This window comes from Pseudomonas sp., from assembly GCF_040514055.1.
In the GTDB taxonomy this organism is placed as follows: domain Bacteria; phylum Pseudomonadota; class Gammaproteobacteria; order Pseudomonadales; family Pseudomonadaceae; genus Aquipseudomonas.
The window spans coordinates 26,671-41,467 of record NZ_JBEVDL010000083.1 but is presented as its reverse complement, the minus strand read 5'-3'; the positions used below and the strand labels follow the sequence as shown (position 1 = coordinate 41,467).

General features: G+C 65.1%; 15 protein-coding genes. 10 read left to right on the top strand and 5 right to left on the bottom strand.

Annotated features, from left to right (window positions below; translation table 11 throughout):
- Positions 1-282 precede the first annotated feature (282 nt).
- On the top strand, positions 283-1,899 hold the full coding sequence (gene nadB / locus ABWY06_RS22625; protein WP_353927844.1) for an L-aspartate oxidase: 1,617 nt from the start codon (positions 283-285) through the stop codon (positions 1,897-1,899).
- On the opposite strand, the gene ABWY06_RS22620 is transcribed toward nadB, so the two are convergent.
- Both ABWY06_RS22620 and ABWY06_RS22615 read right to left on the bottom strand, forming a co-directional pair.
- A complete protein-coding gene (locus ABWY06_RS22620; protein ID WP_353927843.1) occupies positions 1,868-2,320 on the bottom strand; it encodes a protein YgfX in 453 nt (150 codons plus the stop codon). The two genes, nadB and ABWY06_RS22620, sit on opposite strands and share 32 nt — an antisense overlap.
- Positions 2,304-2,558, bottom strand: coding sequence for an FAD assembly factor SdhE (locus ABWY06_RS22615; protein WP_353927842.1), 255 nt, complete (start codon positions 2,556-2,558; stop codon positions 2,304-2,306). The genes ABWY06_RS22620 and ABWY06_RS22615 overlap by 17 nt, the downstream gene beginning before the upstream one ends.
- Before the next feature lie 118 nt (positions 2,559-2,676).
- Between ABWY06_RS22615 and ygfZ the strand changes: the two genes are divergently transcribed.
- The 3 genes from ygfZ (at position 2,677) to ABWY06_RS22600 (ending at position 5,462) form a co-directional block, all read left to right on the top strand.
- Positions 2,677-3,618, top strand: coding sequence for a CAF17-like 4Fe-4S cluster assembly/insertion protein YgfZ (gene ygfZ, locus ABWY06_RS22610; protein ID WP_353927841.1), 942 nt, complete (start codon positions 2,677-2,679; stop codon positions 3,616-3,618).
- 114 nt (positions 3,619-3,732) lie between these two features.
- Positions 3,733-4,569, top strand: coding sequence for an HDOD domain-containing protein (locus ABWY06_RS22605; protein WP_353927840.1), 837 nt, complete (start codon positions 3,733-3,735; stop codon positions 4,567-4,569).
- A gap of 128 nt (positions 4,570-4,697) precedes the next feature.
- Positions 4,698-5,462 carry a substrate-binding periplasmic protein gene (locus ABWY06_RS22600; protein WP_353927839.1) on the top strand — a complete coding sequence of 255 codons (765 nt, stop codon included), beginning with the start codon at positions 4,698-4,700 and terminating at the stop codon, positions 5,460-5,462.
- A 26-nt stretch (positions 5,463-5,488) separates the two neighbouring features.
- Here the strand turns inward: ABWY06_RS22600 and tctE are convergent, their stop codons facing one another.
- Together tctE and tctD are read right to left on the bottom strand one after the other, a co-directional pair.
- Positions 5,489-6,901 carry a two-component system sensor histidine kinase TctE gene (gene tctE / locus ABWY06_RS22595; RefSeq protein ID WP_353927838.1) on the bottom strand — a complete coding sequence of 471 codons (1,413 nt, stop codon included), beginning with the start codon at positions 6,899-6,901 and terminating at the stop codon, positions 5,489-5,491.
- Positions 6,894-7,565, bottom strand: coding sequence for a two-component system response regulator TctD (gene tctD / locus ABWY06_RS22590; protein WP_353927837.1), 672 nt, complete (start codon positions 7,563-7,565; stop codon positions 6,894-6,896). Before tctD ends, tctE begins: the two co-directional genes overlap by 8 nt.
- A gap of 434 nt (positions 7,566-7,999) precedes the next feature.
- Between tctD and ABWY06_RS22585 the strand changes: the two genes are divergently transcribed.
- The 5 genes from ABWY06_RS22585 to ABWY06_RS22565 all read left to right on the top strand — a co-directional run bounded on the left by ABWY06_RS22585 (position 8,000) and on the right by ABWY06_RS22565 (position 13,085).
- A complete protein-coding gene (locus ABWY06_RS22585) occupies positions 8,000-8,980 on the top strand; it encodes a Bug family tripartite tricarboxylate transporter substrate binding protein (RefSeq protein ID WP_353927836.1) in 981 nt (326 codons plus the stop codon).
- Between the two features lie 105 nt (positions 8,981-9,085).
- Entirely contained in the window at positions 9,086-9,532 is a 447-nt protein-coding gene (locus ABWY06_RS22580; protein WP_353927835.1) for a tripartite tricarboxylate transporter TctB family protein, read from the top strand.
- A 1-nt stretch (position 9,533) separates the two neighbouring features.
- Positions 9,534-11,042: a tripartite tricarboxylate transporter permease gene (locus ABWY06_RS22575; protein WP_353927834.1), complete on the top strand. Its 1,509-nt coding sequence runs from the start codon at positions 9,534-9,536 to the stop codon at positions 11,040-11,042.
- 10 nt (positions 11,043-11,052) lie between these two features.
- A complete protein-coding gene (locus ABWY06_RS22570; RefSeq protein ID WP_353927833.1) occupies positions 11,053-12,072 on the top strand; it encodes an AbrB family transcriptional regulator in 1,020 nt (339 codons plus the stop codon).
- Between the two features lie 113 nt (positions 12,073-12,185).
- Positions 12,186-13,085 (top strand): DUF6279 family lipoprotein, encoded by a 900-nt coding sequence (locus ABWY06_RS22565; protein ID WP_353927832.1) that lies wholly within the window; start codon positions 12,186-12,188, stop codon positions 13,083-13,085.
- On the opposite strand, the gene ung is transcribed toward ABWY06_RS22565, so the two are convergent.
- Complete coding sequence (ung, locus tag ABWY06_RS22560; protein ID WP_353927831.1) at positions 13,082-13,801, bottom strand: uracil-DNA glycosylase; 720 nt, start codon at positions 13,799-13,801, stop codon at positions 13,082-13,084. The two genes, ABWY06_RS22565 and ung, sit on opposite strands and share 4 nt — an antisense overlap.
- Before the next feature lie 75 nt (positions 13,802-13,876).
- On the opposite strand from ung, the gene ABWY06_RS22555 reads away from it, so the two are divergent.
- A complete protein-coding gene (locus tag ABWY06_RS22555) occupies positions 13,877-14,743 on the top strand; it encodes an HDOD domain-containing protein (RefSeq protein WP_353927830.1) in 867 nt (288 codons plus the stop codon).
- Positions 14,744-14,797 lie beyond the last annotated feature (54 nt).

The window sequence follows — 14,797 nt, the reverse complement described above, 5'->3', positions numbered from 1 at the left end:
GTTCTCCCCTCCCAACAAGCTTCCTGCAGACACGAACTTGTCCTGCACGGAATGGCACAACCCAACCTTTCGACGGCTGTGCAAATGTCTTTGCCCACTCCACCCCGACCGCGGCCCCCACAGAAAAAAGGGCATGGCACGACGGGGCTGGCCGGCGGTTAACCGCCTTAGAAACCTTAAAGACTTAAAAAGTTCCTCACCCCGCCAAGAGTGTCATAAGGCGACTATTGTGCAGCGCCCCCCACCTATATACTAGAGGCCGCCTTTTCGCGGAACCTGGACATGAGCCATCATTACCTGCAGGACGTCTTGATCATTGGCAGCGGCGCCGCGGGCCTGACCTTGGCGCTGACCCTTCCGGCGTCACTGCGTATCGTCGTTCTGAGCAAGGGCGACCTGGCCAATGGCTCGACCTACTGGGCCCAAGGCGGTGTGGCGGCAGTGCTGGACGATGCCGACACCATCGAATCCCATGTCGAGGACACCCTCAACGCTGGCGGCGGGTTATGCCGCGAAGACGCAGTGCGCTTTACCGTCGAACACAGCCGCGAAGCCATCCAGTGGCTGATCGACCAAGGGGTGCCTTTCACCCGTGATGACGAAACGGCCCGTGAGGATGGTGGCTTCGAATTCCATCTGACCCGCGAGGGTGGCCACAGCCATCGGCGTATCATCCATGCCGCCGACGCCACCGGCGCGGCTATTTTCAATACGCTGTTGGCACAAGCCCGGCGACGCCCGAATATCGAGTTGTTGGAACAACGGGTCGCCGTCGACCTGATCACCGAGCGCAAACTTGGCCTGCCAGGACAGCAGTGCCTGGGCGCCTATGTGCTAAATCGCGCCAACGGCGAGGTGGACACCTTTCACGCTCGCTTCGTAGTACTCGCCACCGGTGGCGCGGCCAAGGCCTACCTCTATACCAGTAACCCGGACGGCGCCTGTGGCGACGGCATCGCCATGGCCTGGCGTGCCGGTTGTCGCGTCGGCAACCTGGAGTTCAACCAGTTCCACCCAACCTGCCTGTACCATCCGCAAGCCAAGAGCTTTTTGATCACCGAGGCACTGCGCGGCGAAGGCGCCCTGCTCAAGCTGCCCAACGGCCAGCGTTTTATGGATCGTTTCGATCCGCGCGCCGAGTTGGCGCCGCGGGATATCGTCGCCCGCGCCATCGACCACGAGATGAAGCGCCTGGGGGTCGATTGCGTCTATCTGGATATCAGCCACAAACCGGCCGAATTCATCAAGAATCATTTCCCCACCGTGTACGAGCGTTGCCTGGACTTTGGTATCGACATCACCCGCGAGCCTATCCCCGTGGTGCCCGCGGCCCATTACACCTGTGGCGGCGTGGTGGTCGACCAGCGCGGACAGACTGATGTCCCGGGCTTGTATGCCATTGGCGAAACCAGTTTTACCGGGCTGCACGGCGCCAACCGCATGGCCAGCAACTCGTTGCTCGAATGCTTCGTCTACGCCCAAGCCGCGGCTGCCGACATCCTCTCTCGCCTGCAGGACCGGCCGATTCCCGCGGAGCTGCCCAGCTGGGATGCCAGCCAGGTGACCGACTCGGACGAGGATGTGATCATCGCGCACAACTGGGACGAGCTGCGGCGCTTTATGTGGGACTATGTGGGCATCGTGCGCACCAACAAACGCCTGCAGCGTGCCCAACATCGGGTGCGCCTGCTGCTGGATGAAATCGACGAGTTCTACAGCAATTACAAGGTCAGCCGCGACCTTATCGAACTGCGCAACCTGGCCCAGGTCTCCGAGCTGATCATTCGCTCCGCCATGCAGCGCCATGAAAGCCGAGGCCTGCATTTCACCCTGGACTACCCGGACCTGCTGCCGCAGGCGCTGGACACTATCCTGCGGCCGCCCACCTATGGCGACTGAATTTCAGCCGCACCCGCAGCCGACGGTGTTCCGTCTCCGCCAGACTGTCGCCTAGCAGGCACAGGCTGCGCACCCGCCGTTCGGCGGCCAGACGAAAGCGCAAGACCACCAGGCCGGGCAGAACCACGCAGTCGGGCGCCAATCGAATCGCCTGCCAGCCCCGGCGCGCACTCCACAACTGCCACCCCTGGGCATTCAGGCGCAGGCCACGGAACGCGCTCGGGCTGCTCAGCCAGAGGGTCCGCGGCAGCACCCAGCTGGCATGCGCCAGGCACCCCAGCACACCGCCCAATAGGACCAAAGCCGGTAGCGCGGCGCTCAGCACCGCCACCCCCGCGGCCGCCTGGGCCATCAGGTAACTAATCAGCAAGCGCCGCGAGGGTCGCCAGTGGCACTCGAAGCCATCACTGGGGCTGAACACGGTCGAGGATCATCCGCACCATACGCAGCAGATCCGGATCATCCGGCTCCACACGCTGCATAAACCAGCCGAACATGTCCTGATCCTCACAGGTCAGCAGCTTGCGGTAGCGCTCGCGGTCATCAGCGTCCAGGTGCGGATAGACCTCGCGGACAAAGGGTACCAGCAGCAGATCCAACTCCAGCATGCCACGGCGGCTGTGCCAGAAGAGTCGATTGAGTTCGATAGGGTCGACCATGAAACGGCTCCTTGAAGTGGGCCGGCAGTATAGCGGCGTCCGCCACTTACCGGCACCCGCTGACAAGCCCGAAGCACGGCCCTATGATGGAGCCCCAGTCCACCACTCTGCGACCCCCATGGCCGACTCCGCTTTTTTTTCCTCTCTGTCCCATGAAGGCCTGCTCGCCGTGCGCGGGGCCGATGCCAGCACCTTTCTCCAGGGACAGCTGACCTGCAACCTGAAGTACCTCAACGAGACCACCGCCAGCCTGGGCGCCCGCTGTACCCCCAAGGGCCGCATGCTGTCGAGCTTCAGGATAGTCGGCGATGCCGACGGTTTCCTGCTGGCGATGGACAGAGAACTGGTCCCCCGACAGTTGGCCGACCTGAACAAGTACGCAGTGTTTTCCAAGTCCAAACTCAGCGATGCCAGTGACCAATGGACGCGTTTTGGCCTGTTCGACGCCGATGCCAGCCTGCTGGACCTGGGCCTGACGCTCGCCTCCGAGGCCAACGCAGTGGCTCGCCACGACGGCCTGCTGGCAATCCGTCTGGACGCGCGGCGCAGCGAACTCTGGGTCCCCAGCCAGTCAGCCAGCGGAATCGAGACGCGGCTACAGGCAACGCTGCGGCAGGCGCCGCTGAACGAGTGGCTGCTGGTCCAGGTGCGTGCCGGCATCGGTCAGGTGTTCGCGGCGACTTACGAACTGTTTATCCCGCAGATGCTTAACTTGCAGGCCGTGGGTGCGGTCAGTTTTAAAAAAGGCTGCTACACCGGCCAGGAAATTGTCGCGCGCATGCAGTACCTGGGCAAACTCAAACGGCGCCTGTATCGCCTGGCGCTACACGACACGGCGTTGCCGGAGCCCGGAACAGAACTGTTTTCTCCCGTGCATGGCAGCAGCATCGGCGAAGTGGTGCTGGCCGCCCTGACGGACGACGGTGTCGAGTTGCTGGCGGTGCTTCAGGCCGATGCGGTGGCCGACGCTCGCATCCACCTGTCCAGCGGGGACGGACCGACATTGCAGTTGCTGGACCTGCCCTACACGCTGGACCGCGATCGCGAGATACAGCACTGACAGGACGCTGGGTTCGCCCTCCGGATCTCAGCGCACTACCGTTTTCACTGGCCGAATCACTACACTGGTGTTTAGGCCACCCATTCATAGCATGCGTTTTGTAGAGAGTCGTCCATGAGCAAACTTGCCGAAAAAGTCCAAGAGGAACTGATCAAGGCCATCGATAACGATGACCTGGTGCTGCCCACCCTCCCGGAAGTCGCGCTCAAGGTCCGTGAGGCGGCGGAAGACCCCGACATCAGCATTCCAGCCCTCAGCAAAGTGATTGGTAATGACGCCGCCCTGACTGCGCGAATCATCAAGGTGGTCAACAGCCCGCTGCTGCGCACCAACAAGGAAATCACCGACCTGCAGATGGCGATCGCCCGCCTGGGCATCAACTACACCTGCAACCTGGCCACCGGCTTGGCCATGGAGCAGATGTTCCAGGCCACCTCCGATGTGGTCGACCGCAAGATGCGTGAGGTCTGGAACAAAAGCACCGAGATCGCCGGCATCTGCCACGTGCTGTGTCGCCACTACACCCGCCTGATGCCTGACCAGGCCACCTTGGCCGGTCTGGTGCATCAAATCGGCGTACTGCCGATCCTGACGTACGCCGAGGAACATAACGAGTTGTTATCCGACTCCATCAGCCTCAACCACGTGATCGAGAAGATTCATCCGATCATTGGCGACAAGATCCTGCGGACCTGGGAATTCCCCGAGCTGATCGCCATGGTGCCCAGCCAATACCTGAATTTCAGTCGCGACTCGGCCAAGGTGGACTATGTCGACATCGTCCAGGTGGCGACCCTGCAGAGCTACCTCGGCAGCGAACACCCCCTGACCCAGTTGGACTGGAGCCAGATCCCGGCATTTGGCAAGCTGGGCCTGGAACCCAGTCTGGACATGACGGCCGATGAGGACCTCTCCGCGGCGATGGAAGCCGCCATGAGCATGCTGCAGTAATAGCCTGACCGGGCGCATCGAGCGACCGGCCACCAGGGCCTGTGGACACTCGCCACAGGCGCCGCGACCGTGCGCATAGTGTTAACAGGCCCTAAACTGACACCAAAGTCCGGTTCAGGCCAATGCTCATGCGCCCTCTTGCTTGGTTGCTCTGCGCGGCAATCAGTCTTTTCAGCCCCCTTGGCGCCAGCGAGGTCGTTCGTCTCACCAACGGCGAGTGGCCCCCTTACCTGGGTCAAAAGCTGCCCCACCAAGGCGTCGCCTCACGTATCGTGGCCGAAGCCTTTGCCCTCGAGGGCGTGCAGGTGCAGTGGGAGTTCTACCCCTGGGCTCGCGCTTTGCGCCTGGCCGAACGGGGGCAGAGCGCCGGCAGCGCGGTCTGGCTGCGCAATGCTGAGCGTGAGGCGGCCTTTTTCCTCAGCGACCCGGTGCTGGAAAGCGGCTACTACCTGTTCCACCGCAAGGACCGGCCGTTCACCTGGCAGCACATCGATGACCTCAAGGGCCTGCGCATCGGCGCCGCGGTGGACTACGACTACGGCGAAGCCTTCCAGCAGGCCGAAGCCAGCGGCAATTTACAGGTGCAACGGCTGAGCAATGAGAACCAGGGGCTGCATATGCTCCTCGCTGGTCGCATCGACCTGTTCCCCATCTCCAAGGAAGTGGCGGCGGATATTTTTTTCCACGAATTCAGCAGTGCCGAGCGCGCCCAGCTAGGGTTTCACCCGACCCCCTTGCGCCTGGACCCCATGCACCTGTTGCTGTCGCGCCAGGTGGCCGGCAACGCCGACTTGATGCGCCGGTTCAATCGTGGCCTGACGCGCCTGCGTCAGAGCGGCAAGATCGATCAGTATTTGCGCGAACTGCAGCAACCGCCCCTGTCGCCGCCCTGACCTCGACGCGAGCATTGGCCTCAGCCTCAGCCTTCCCGGGTTGCCTGCGCCGAGGTCTCGGCCGCGAACACAACCCGCACGCACAACCCGCTCGGCAACGCGTCATGCAGGCTGATCTGCGCCCGATGGGCGCGGCAGATCTCGCCGACTATGGCCAGCCCGAGGCCGGCCCCCGCTCCCTGTTGGCTGCGTCGATAGAAGCGCTCAAAGACCTTCTCCCGCTCGTCGGGGGGAATCCCCGGACCGTTGTCCTGCACCTCCAGCACCGCCGGCGCCAATACCCGCAGCACCACCGAGCCTCCCGGCGGGGTATGCGCCAGGGCATTGTCCAGCAGGTTGCAGAGCAACTCGTTGAGCAGCGTCGGTTCGCCGCTCAGCCAGATCGGCTGCTGCGCCTCCAGGGCCAAGGACACCCCGCGCCCGTGCGCCAGAGGCGCCAACGCCATGCCCAGTTCCCGGGCCAACTGGCTGAGGTCGAGGCGCTGCGCGCCCCCCTCGGCAATGGCTCGCGCACCGCTTTCGATCCGGGCCAGGGACAGCAACTGATTGGCCAGCTGGGTCAGCCGGTCAGAGTTCTGGGCGGCTTCCTCGAGGGTCTCGCGCCACTGGTTCGGCGTCTGCGCTCGCAACCCCAACTCGAGCCGGGCCTTCAACGCCGCCAGCGGGGTACGCAACTCATGGGCGGCATCGGCGATAAATTGCGCCTGGCGCTCGAACAATCCCCGCAGGCGCGCATTGAACTGGTTCAGCGCCTCGACCAGCGGACGCAACTCACGGGGCAAGTCGCCTTCCGGCAGCGGCCGCAGGTCATCGCTGGCCCGCCCGGCCACTGTCTGGCGCAGGCTGTCCAGTGGCCGCAGGGCCGCGCTCACCGCCAGCCAAACCAGCACCAGCGCGCTGCCGACCAGCAACCCCATGCGCCACAGGGTTCCGATCAGCAGTTCGCGGGCCAGCCGCTCCCGCGCGCCCAGCGTCTCCCCGACCCGGATCTGCGCCATGCCGTTGAGCGACGGCTCGCTGACCGGCTGCAGCAGGCTGACCATTCGCACCCCCTGGCCCCGGTACCGTGCATCGTAGAAGTGGGCCAAGGCCGGGTAGTCATCTGTGCGCCGGGTACCCGGCGGCGGCGCGGGCAGGTCCTCGTAGCCGGATACCAGCCTGCCCTGCAGGTCCAGGACCTGGTAGTAGATCCGCCCGCCACTGTCATACGCGAAGGTATCCAGGGCGATATAGGGCACGTCGGCCTGCAGCTGGCCCGCGTCGGCCGACAGGCCTTCGGCGATCGCCCGGGCCGACGCCAATAGCGTTCGGTCATAGGCCGTGTCCGCCGCGCGCCGCGCGCTCCAGTAGGCACTCAGGCTGCTCAGCAGCAGGATGCTGGTCAATAGCAGCGCGAGCCGCCGTAGCAGCCGACCGCGCAGGCTGCCGACCTTAATCACCGAAGGCTTCCAACAGATAGCCCAAGCCGCGGAAGGTGACGATGCGTACCGCGCTGCCCTCGAGCTTACGCCGCAGGCGGTGCACGTAGATCTCGATGGACTCGGCGCTCGCCTCTTCCTCCAGGGCAAAGACCTGGGCGGCCAGTTGGTCCTTGCTCATGACCCGTCCAGGGCGGGCGATCAGCGCCTCGAGCACCGACTGCTCCCGGGCGGTCAACGTCAGCACCGTCCCGCCCAAGGCAAAACGCCGGGTACCCAGGTCGTAGACCAGGGTGCCACAGCGTTGCTGCGGCTCGCCGCCCAGCACGCTGCGGCGTAACAGCGCCTTGACCCGCGCCTCGAGCTCGCTCAGTTCAAAGGGTTTGGCCAGGTAATCATCGGCCCCGAGGTTCAGCCCATGCACGCGATCCTTCACCTCGCCGCGCGCCGTCAGCATCAGCACGGGCAACGTGCTTCCACGCTCACGCAAGCGCGCCAGCACGGCAAACCCGTCGAGGCGCGGCAAACCAACATCGAGGATGACCAGCGCATACGCCTCGCTGGCCAGGGCCAGGTCGGCGGCCACGCCATCGTGCAACACATCCAGGGTCCAGCCCTGGGCCTTGAGGGCCTGAGCCACGCTGGCCGCCAGTTGCGGATGGTCTTCGACCAACAGAATTCGCACCCTCATCTCCCCGCGCGGACCGGTGGCCCAGCAATCCCACAGTGTACAGCCGCCAGTCAAACGCTGGCTGCAGCCCGTAGAGCATCGCGGGTGAATAATTTCGGCACTGAAAGCCTGGTGAAAGCTTGAAGGCTTAGCCTGCGATCAGGTGGCTCGATCCACCCGCACCTGCAGCCCGTCGCCCCGGCACTGCATCGGACAACAACAATAAATAGGGTCCCTGGTATGACGCGTTTCCGCCATTCGCCATTGCTTACCGTGCCGTCGCCGGCATGGCGCGCATGCACCTTCTTGACCGCCCCTCCCTTGTGCACTGCTTGCGCGGGGTGGCCTGCGCCTCCCTCTGCGTTATAGCCCAGACGGCCTACCAAGACCGCTCGCCCTGCCCCGCGCAGCCGAGTCGCTCGATACAATAAGAACCAAGAGGACACGCCATGCAACGCACTGCCCTGAGTCGCATCACCCTGGCCGCCAGCTGCCTGGTTTTCGCCAGCCAGCTATTTGCCAGCGAACCGAAACGCCCGGAATGCATCGCACCCGCCAAGCCTGGCGGCGGCTTCGACCTGACCTGCAAGCTGGCGCAGATCGGCCTGAAAGACGCCGGTCTGCTGAAGGCACCCATGCGGGTCACCTACATGCCCGGCGGGGTCGGCGCCGTGGCCTACAACGCGGTCGTCGCCCAGCGGGCCAAGGACCCTGGCACCATTACCGCGTTTTCCTCCGGATCGCTGCTCAACCTGGCGCAGGGCAAGTTCGGTCGCTACGACGAAAAGGCCGTGCGCTGGCTGGCCGGTATCGGCACCGACTACGGTGCCATCTCCGTGCGTGCCGACTCGCCCTATCAGAACCTCAACGACCTGGTCGAGGCCTTGAAAAAGGACCCCTCGAGTATTGTCTTCGGCGCTGGCGCCACCATTGGCGGACAGGACTGGATGCAGACCGCGCTGATCGCCCGACTGGCCGGCATCGACCCGAGGAACCTGCGTTACGTGGCGTTCGAGGGTGGCGGCGAGACCCTCACCGCCATGCTCGGCGGCCATGTGCAGGTCACCAGCAGCGGCCTGGGTGAAGTCACCCCGCAACTGGCGGCGAACAAGATCCGCGTGCTCGCCGTGCTCGCCGACGAACGCCTGCCCGGTCGACTAAACCATTTGCCGACGGCCAAGGAACAGGGCTACGACATCAGCTGGCCGGTGATTCGCGGCTTCTACATGGGACCCGAAGTCAGCGACGAACAGTTCGCCTGGTGGCAGCAGCAGTTCCAGCAGCTGCTGGCCAACGGCGAATTCGCCGCCCTGCGCGAACAGCGCGACCTGTTCCCCTTGACGCTGACCGGTGCCGAGCTCGAAGCCTATGTCTTCAAGCAGGTCGAACAGTACAAGAGCCTGGCCGGCGAATTCGGCCTGACCCAATAGCGCCGGCGCCGCGCCCGCTCCCAAGGCGCGGCCAGGCCTGATCGAGCAGACCCAGGCACGCACGTCGATGCCTGGGCCCCACCGCTCCCCACAAGGGTTTTCCCCATGTACGTCCGACTGTTTTCCGCAGCCTGGGTGCTGCTCTGTGTTGCCCTGGCGATCCTCGCCTGGACTTTCAAGGCCCCCTTCGAATACGACCCGGTCGGCCCCCGCGCCTACCCCTTGCTCTTGCTGGCCCTGATGGGCGCCGGCGCGCTGTGGCTGCTGTGCAAGCCCAGCGACGAGGCGACGCCGGCCATCGATTGGCCGCTGGCCCGCAAGGTAATGCTCGGCATCGCCGCGCTGCTGGCCTATGCCTTGCTGTTCGAGCCGCTGGGATTCGTGCTCAGCACCGCCCTCGCCGGCTTCGGCCTGGGGCTGCTGTACAACGGCCGGCCGCTGGCTTCGGCCGCCAGCGGCATCGCCATGGGCGTGCTGCTGTACGGGCTGTTCGATTACCTGCTGGACGTGCCGCTACCGCTCGGCCTGCTTGAAACGTTCGTGGAGAACTGAAATGGAAACCCTGACTTTCCTGATGCAAGGCTTCGATGTCGCCACGCGCCCGATCAACCTGCTGATGGCGCTGTTCGGCGCCTTTGTCGGCACCATAGTCGGCCTGCTGCCCGGCCTGGGGCCGATCAACGGCGTGGCGATCCTGCTGCCCCTGGCCTTCGCCCTCGGACTGCCGCCCGAAACCGCGCTGATCCTGCTGGCCGCGGTGTACCTGGGCTGCGAATACGGCGGCCGTATCTCGGCCATTCTGCTCAACGTGCCGGGCGATGCCGCGGCCATCATGACCACCCTCGACGGCTACCCCTTGGCGCGCCAGGGCAAGGCCGGGGTCGCCCTGTCGCTGTCCGCCGTCAGCTCCTTTATCGGCAGCACCATCGCCACCTGCGGGGTGGTGCTGTTCGCCCCGCTGCTGGCGAAATGGGCCATCGCCTTCGGCCCGGCCGAGTACTTCGTGCTGATGGTGTTCGCCATCGCCTGCCTGGGCGGTATGGTCGGCGACAAGCCAGTGAAGACCCTGATGGCCGCGCTGATTGGCCTGACCATGGCCACGGTCGGGGTGGACTCCACCACCGGCGTCTACCGTTTCACCTTCGACAGCGTCAGCCTGTCCGATGGTATCCAGTTCGTTATCGTGGTGATCGGTCTGTTCAGCGTCAGCGAAGTGCTGTTGATGCTGGAGCAAACCCACAGCGGCCAGGTCGCGGTCAAAGCCAGCGGGCGCATGCTGTTCAATGCCAAGGAGTTCGCCTTCACCTGGTGGTCGACGGTGCGCAGTTCCCTGGCCGGCTTTGTCATCGGCGTGCTCCCCGGTGCCGGCGCGACCATCGCCAGCGCCATCACCTATATGAGCGAAAAGCGCATCGCCGGGGATAGCGGCACCTTCGGCCAGGGCGACCTGCGCGGCGTCGCGGCACCGGAAGCGGCCAACAACGCCTCGGCCTGCGGTTCGCTGATTCCCATGCTGACCCTGGGCGTACCCGGTTCCGGTACCACCGCGGTGATGATCGGCGCCCTGACCCTGTACAACATCACCCCCGGCCCCCTGCTGTTCGAGCAACAGCCGGACGTGGTCTGGGGCCTGATCGCCTCGCTGTTTATCGGTAACCTCATTCTGCTGGTGATGAACATTCCGCTGGTCGGCTTGTTCGCGCGCATGCTCAGCGTGCCCAACTGGATCCTGGTACCGGCCATCACCGTGGTCAGCCTGGTCGGCGTCTACGCGGTCCACAGCACCACCTTCGACCTGGTACTGATGATCGGGCTCGGGGTATTCGGCTACCTGCTGCGCAAACTGGACTTCCCCCTGTCAGCCTTGATCCTCGGCTTCGTGCTCGGCGAAATGATGGAAGACAACCTGCGTCGTGCCCTGTCGATCTCCGCCGGCGACCTGAGCATCCTCTGGGGCAGCCCCATTACCCTGAGCCTCTGGGCACTGGTGGGGTTGATGCTGGCCCTGCCGGGCATCCGCTGGTGGCGCCGGCGCGGCAGCCCGAAAGCGGCGCTGGCCTGACCCTGCGAGCATGAGAAACTGGCGGGGCTGGTGGGCCACCCCCTTGGTGGGCGCCGCCGGGGGCCAGCTGGCCAACCTGGCGGGCTGGCCGCTGCCCTGGCTTATCGGGGCGCTGCTGGCGGTGATGCTGGTGCGCTGCAGTGGCAGGTTGATTCTCGAAGTGCCCGGCGGGCGCCCCGCCGGGCAATGGCTGGTGGCGAGCGCGATTGGCCTGCATTTTACCGGCGACGTGCTTGAGCAGTTGCTCGAGCATCTGACCCTGGTGGTGCTGGGCGCCTGCGCGACTCTGTTGTTGAGCCTGATCGGCATCGTCCTGCTGCGCCGCAGCGGGGTCGATCGCGCCACCGCCTTTTTCGCCAGCATGCCCGGCGGCGCCAGCGAAATGCTCAACCTCGCCCTGCGCCACGGCGCACAGCCGGCCCGGGTCGCCGCGGCCCACAGCCTGCGCCTGCTGCTGGTAGTGTTGCTGATTCCGGCGCTGTTCACCTGGGGCCTGCCGCCGGTCGAAACCCTTGCCGCCGCCCCGGCCGACTGGCGTTGGTTGGCCTGGCTGCTGCCGGCCAGTGCGCTGTCGGCACTGGTGTGGAAAAAGCTGAACCAGCCCAACCCCTGGATGCTCGGCCCCTTGACCCTCTGCGCCCTGGCCAGTGTGCTCTTCGACCTCGACCTGGCGCTGCCAGCGGAGCTGGGCCAGGTCGGCCAATGGCTGATCGGCTGTGCCTTGGGCTGCCATTTCGACCGGGATTTTTTTCGCCACGCACCGGGCTTTCTGCTACGTGTGCTGCTGTTCAGCCTGCTGGCCATGCTCGCCGCCGGGCTGCTGGGCCAGCTCCTGGGATGGCTGCTGGAGGAACATCGCGGCGCCCTGATGCTCGGCATGATGCCCGGCGGCATCACCGAACTGTGCCTGACGGCAGAGGCCCTGCAGCTGTCGGTGGCGCTGGTCACCGCCGTCCAGGTGCTGCGCCTGTTCCTGGTAATGTTTCTCGCCGAGCCGCTGTTTCGCCTGTGGCAATGGCTGGCCGACTGACCCCAGCGCCGGGGCCAGGGTCGCCATTTGACCGATGGCGCGGCAGTCCGGTCGAATTTTCCGCCAGCACCGGGCTCTGAACTAGGGTCTGCAGTCTTCTGGAACCCGTATCGATGCCTGCTCGCCCTCTGAAGTACAGCCTGATCTGCCTGCTTGGCCTCAGCCTGCTGGTCACCGGCTGCAGCCGGATCGGCCTGGCGTACCGTAATCTGGACGCCCTGGTGCCCTGGTGGGTGAACGACTATGTCGACCTCGACCCCCAGCAGAAGGACTGGCTCGACCAGCGCCTGGCCGAACACCTCGAATGGCACTGCCGCACCGAGCTGCCGGCCTACCTCGACTGGCTCGATCAGTCAGATCAATTGCTGGGCAGCGGCCGCACCGGCCAGCAACAGGTGGCCGCACAGCTCGAGGCCCTCAGTGGCGCCCAACGGCGGGTGGCCGATCGCCTTAGCCCGACCCTGGTGGAGCTGGTGCGCGGTTTAAGCGCCGAGCAGGTCGCCGATTTGCAAGCCTCGATTCACGACAAGCACCAGGAGCTGCGCGACAAATACCTGGAGCCCCCGCTGCCCGAACAGATCGAACAGCGCCAGGAGCGCCTGGAAAAGCGCCTGAAGCCCTGGTTCGGAGGCCTCAACCCGGCGCAGCAGACACGTATTCGCAGCTGGTCCCAGGGCCAGGGCGAACAGAACCGCCTGTGGCTGGAGGATCGGGCCCGTTGGCAGGCCGAACTGTTCGCAGCCCTGCAACAACGCCAGGCCGCGGACTTCCCGCAGCGCCTGCAGCGGTTGCTGGCGGAGCCCGAAACCTTGCAGGACGACCAGTACCGGGTTGCCTTCCAACATTCCCGGCAAGCCTTTATCGGCCTGTTCAGTGACTTGATCAAGGACGCCAGACCAGACCAGCTCGAACACCTGCGCGCACGTCTACGCCAAGTCCGCCAGGACTTCAGTGAGCTGCGCTGCGGCGACCGCCCGGCGCTGGTGGTGAAGGACCAAACCTTGCCCTTCTAAAGCGGCAGGTCCTGCGCGGCGGCCGGTTCCGGCAGACGCCAGTCGATCGGCGCCAGCCCATGCTGCTGCAGGAACTTGTTGCACCGGCTGAAATGGCCGTTACCGATAAAACCCCGGTGCGCCGACAGCGGCGAAGGATGGGGCGAGCGCAGTACCAGGTGCTTGTGGGTGTCGATCAGGCGCTCCTTGCTCTGCGCATGGGCCCCCCAGAGCATAAATACCAGGCGTGGCTGGTTAGCACTGACCACCTCGATCACCTTGTCGGTGAACAGCTGCCAGCCCTGTTTGGCATGGGAGCCGGCGACTCCGCGCTCGACCGTCAGTGAGGTATTGAGCAGCAGCACGCCCTGTTCGGCCCAGGCCTGCAAGCAACCGTGGCGCGGGATTTCCAGGTTCAGGTCGCGTTTCAGTTCCTTGAAGATATTCACCAGCGAAGGCGGCGCGGGCACTCCGGGCGGCACGGAAAAGCACAGGCCATGGGCCTGACCCGGACCGTGATAGGGATCCTGACCGATGATCACCACCCTGACCTGCTCCAACGGCGCAAGGTTCAGCGCGTTGAATATCAGCGGCCGCGGTGGATAGACCTCCTTGCCGGCAGCGCTTTCCTGCTGCAGAAACGCCCGCAGCTGCGCCATATAGGGCGCTTCGAACGCTTCGCGCAGGGCGGCCTTCCAGCCCGGCTCGAGTTTGATACGATCATTGTCTATGGTCATCTTGGGTCCTCGGCACATAGCCGCCGCACCCTAGGAAAGCCTGGCCCGCTTGTCAATTGCCGAGTCCCATCGCCCATGGCCGCCGACGCCCCCCTCACCACCGACGCCTTGCGTTTTACGCTCTACAACCGTTTTCTCAAAGGCGAAGCCAAGGTGCCGCAGATGCCGGAGAATGCCCTGCGCATCCGCAGCCTGCTGGACGATCCACGCACCTCGGTGGAGCAATTAAGCCGGGTGATCACCAGCGACCCGCCACTGGCCGCCTATTTGATGCAGTTCGCCGACAGTCCGCTGCTCACAAGTGCCAAGCCGTGCCACAACTTGCGCGACGTACTGGCGCGCCTGGGGACGCAAAAACTGAACAACCTGGTGCTGGGTTTTAGCGCACGCAACCTCTTTATCAGCAAGGAGCTGCCCCTGCAGCGGGTGTTTCGCGCGCGCTGGAAGACGGCCCTGGAGCGCGCGGCCTTCAGTGCCTGCCTGGCCGCCCGCAGCGCGCTGTGCAGCGTCGACGACGCGCTGCTGGCCGGTTTGCTGCAAGACATCGGCAGCCTGCCGCTGTTGGCCGAACTGGAACGCTGGCCGAACTACTCCCGCGCCGAGGACGACCTGCAGGCGCTCTGTGACCAGCTGTCCGGGCCGATCGGCGCGGTTGTGCTGACCGCCTGGAAACAACCCTCCGGCATGATCGATGTCGCCCGTCACCGCACCGACTGGCAGCGCACTGCCGCGGCCGCGAGCCTGGCCGATCTGGTACAGGTCGCCAGCCTGCTGCGCCAGGATGCCCTGCCGGCGGAGGAACTGGCGGCCAGCCCAGCCTTGCTGCGGCTGTTCCCGAACCTGCCCGCGCCGCTGCGCTTCGACCAGGAACTGCGCACGCAGCTGCTGGACGAGGCGGCGTTCTGGCTCAAGCTGCTCGGTGTCAAATCCCGCGGTGCCTGATGCGTCTCTATCACGGTCCTGGATACTGATTGCTCGGCCAACGAAGAGCGCCCA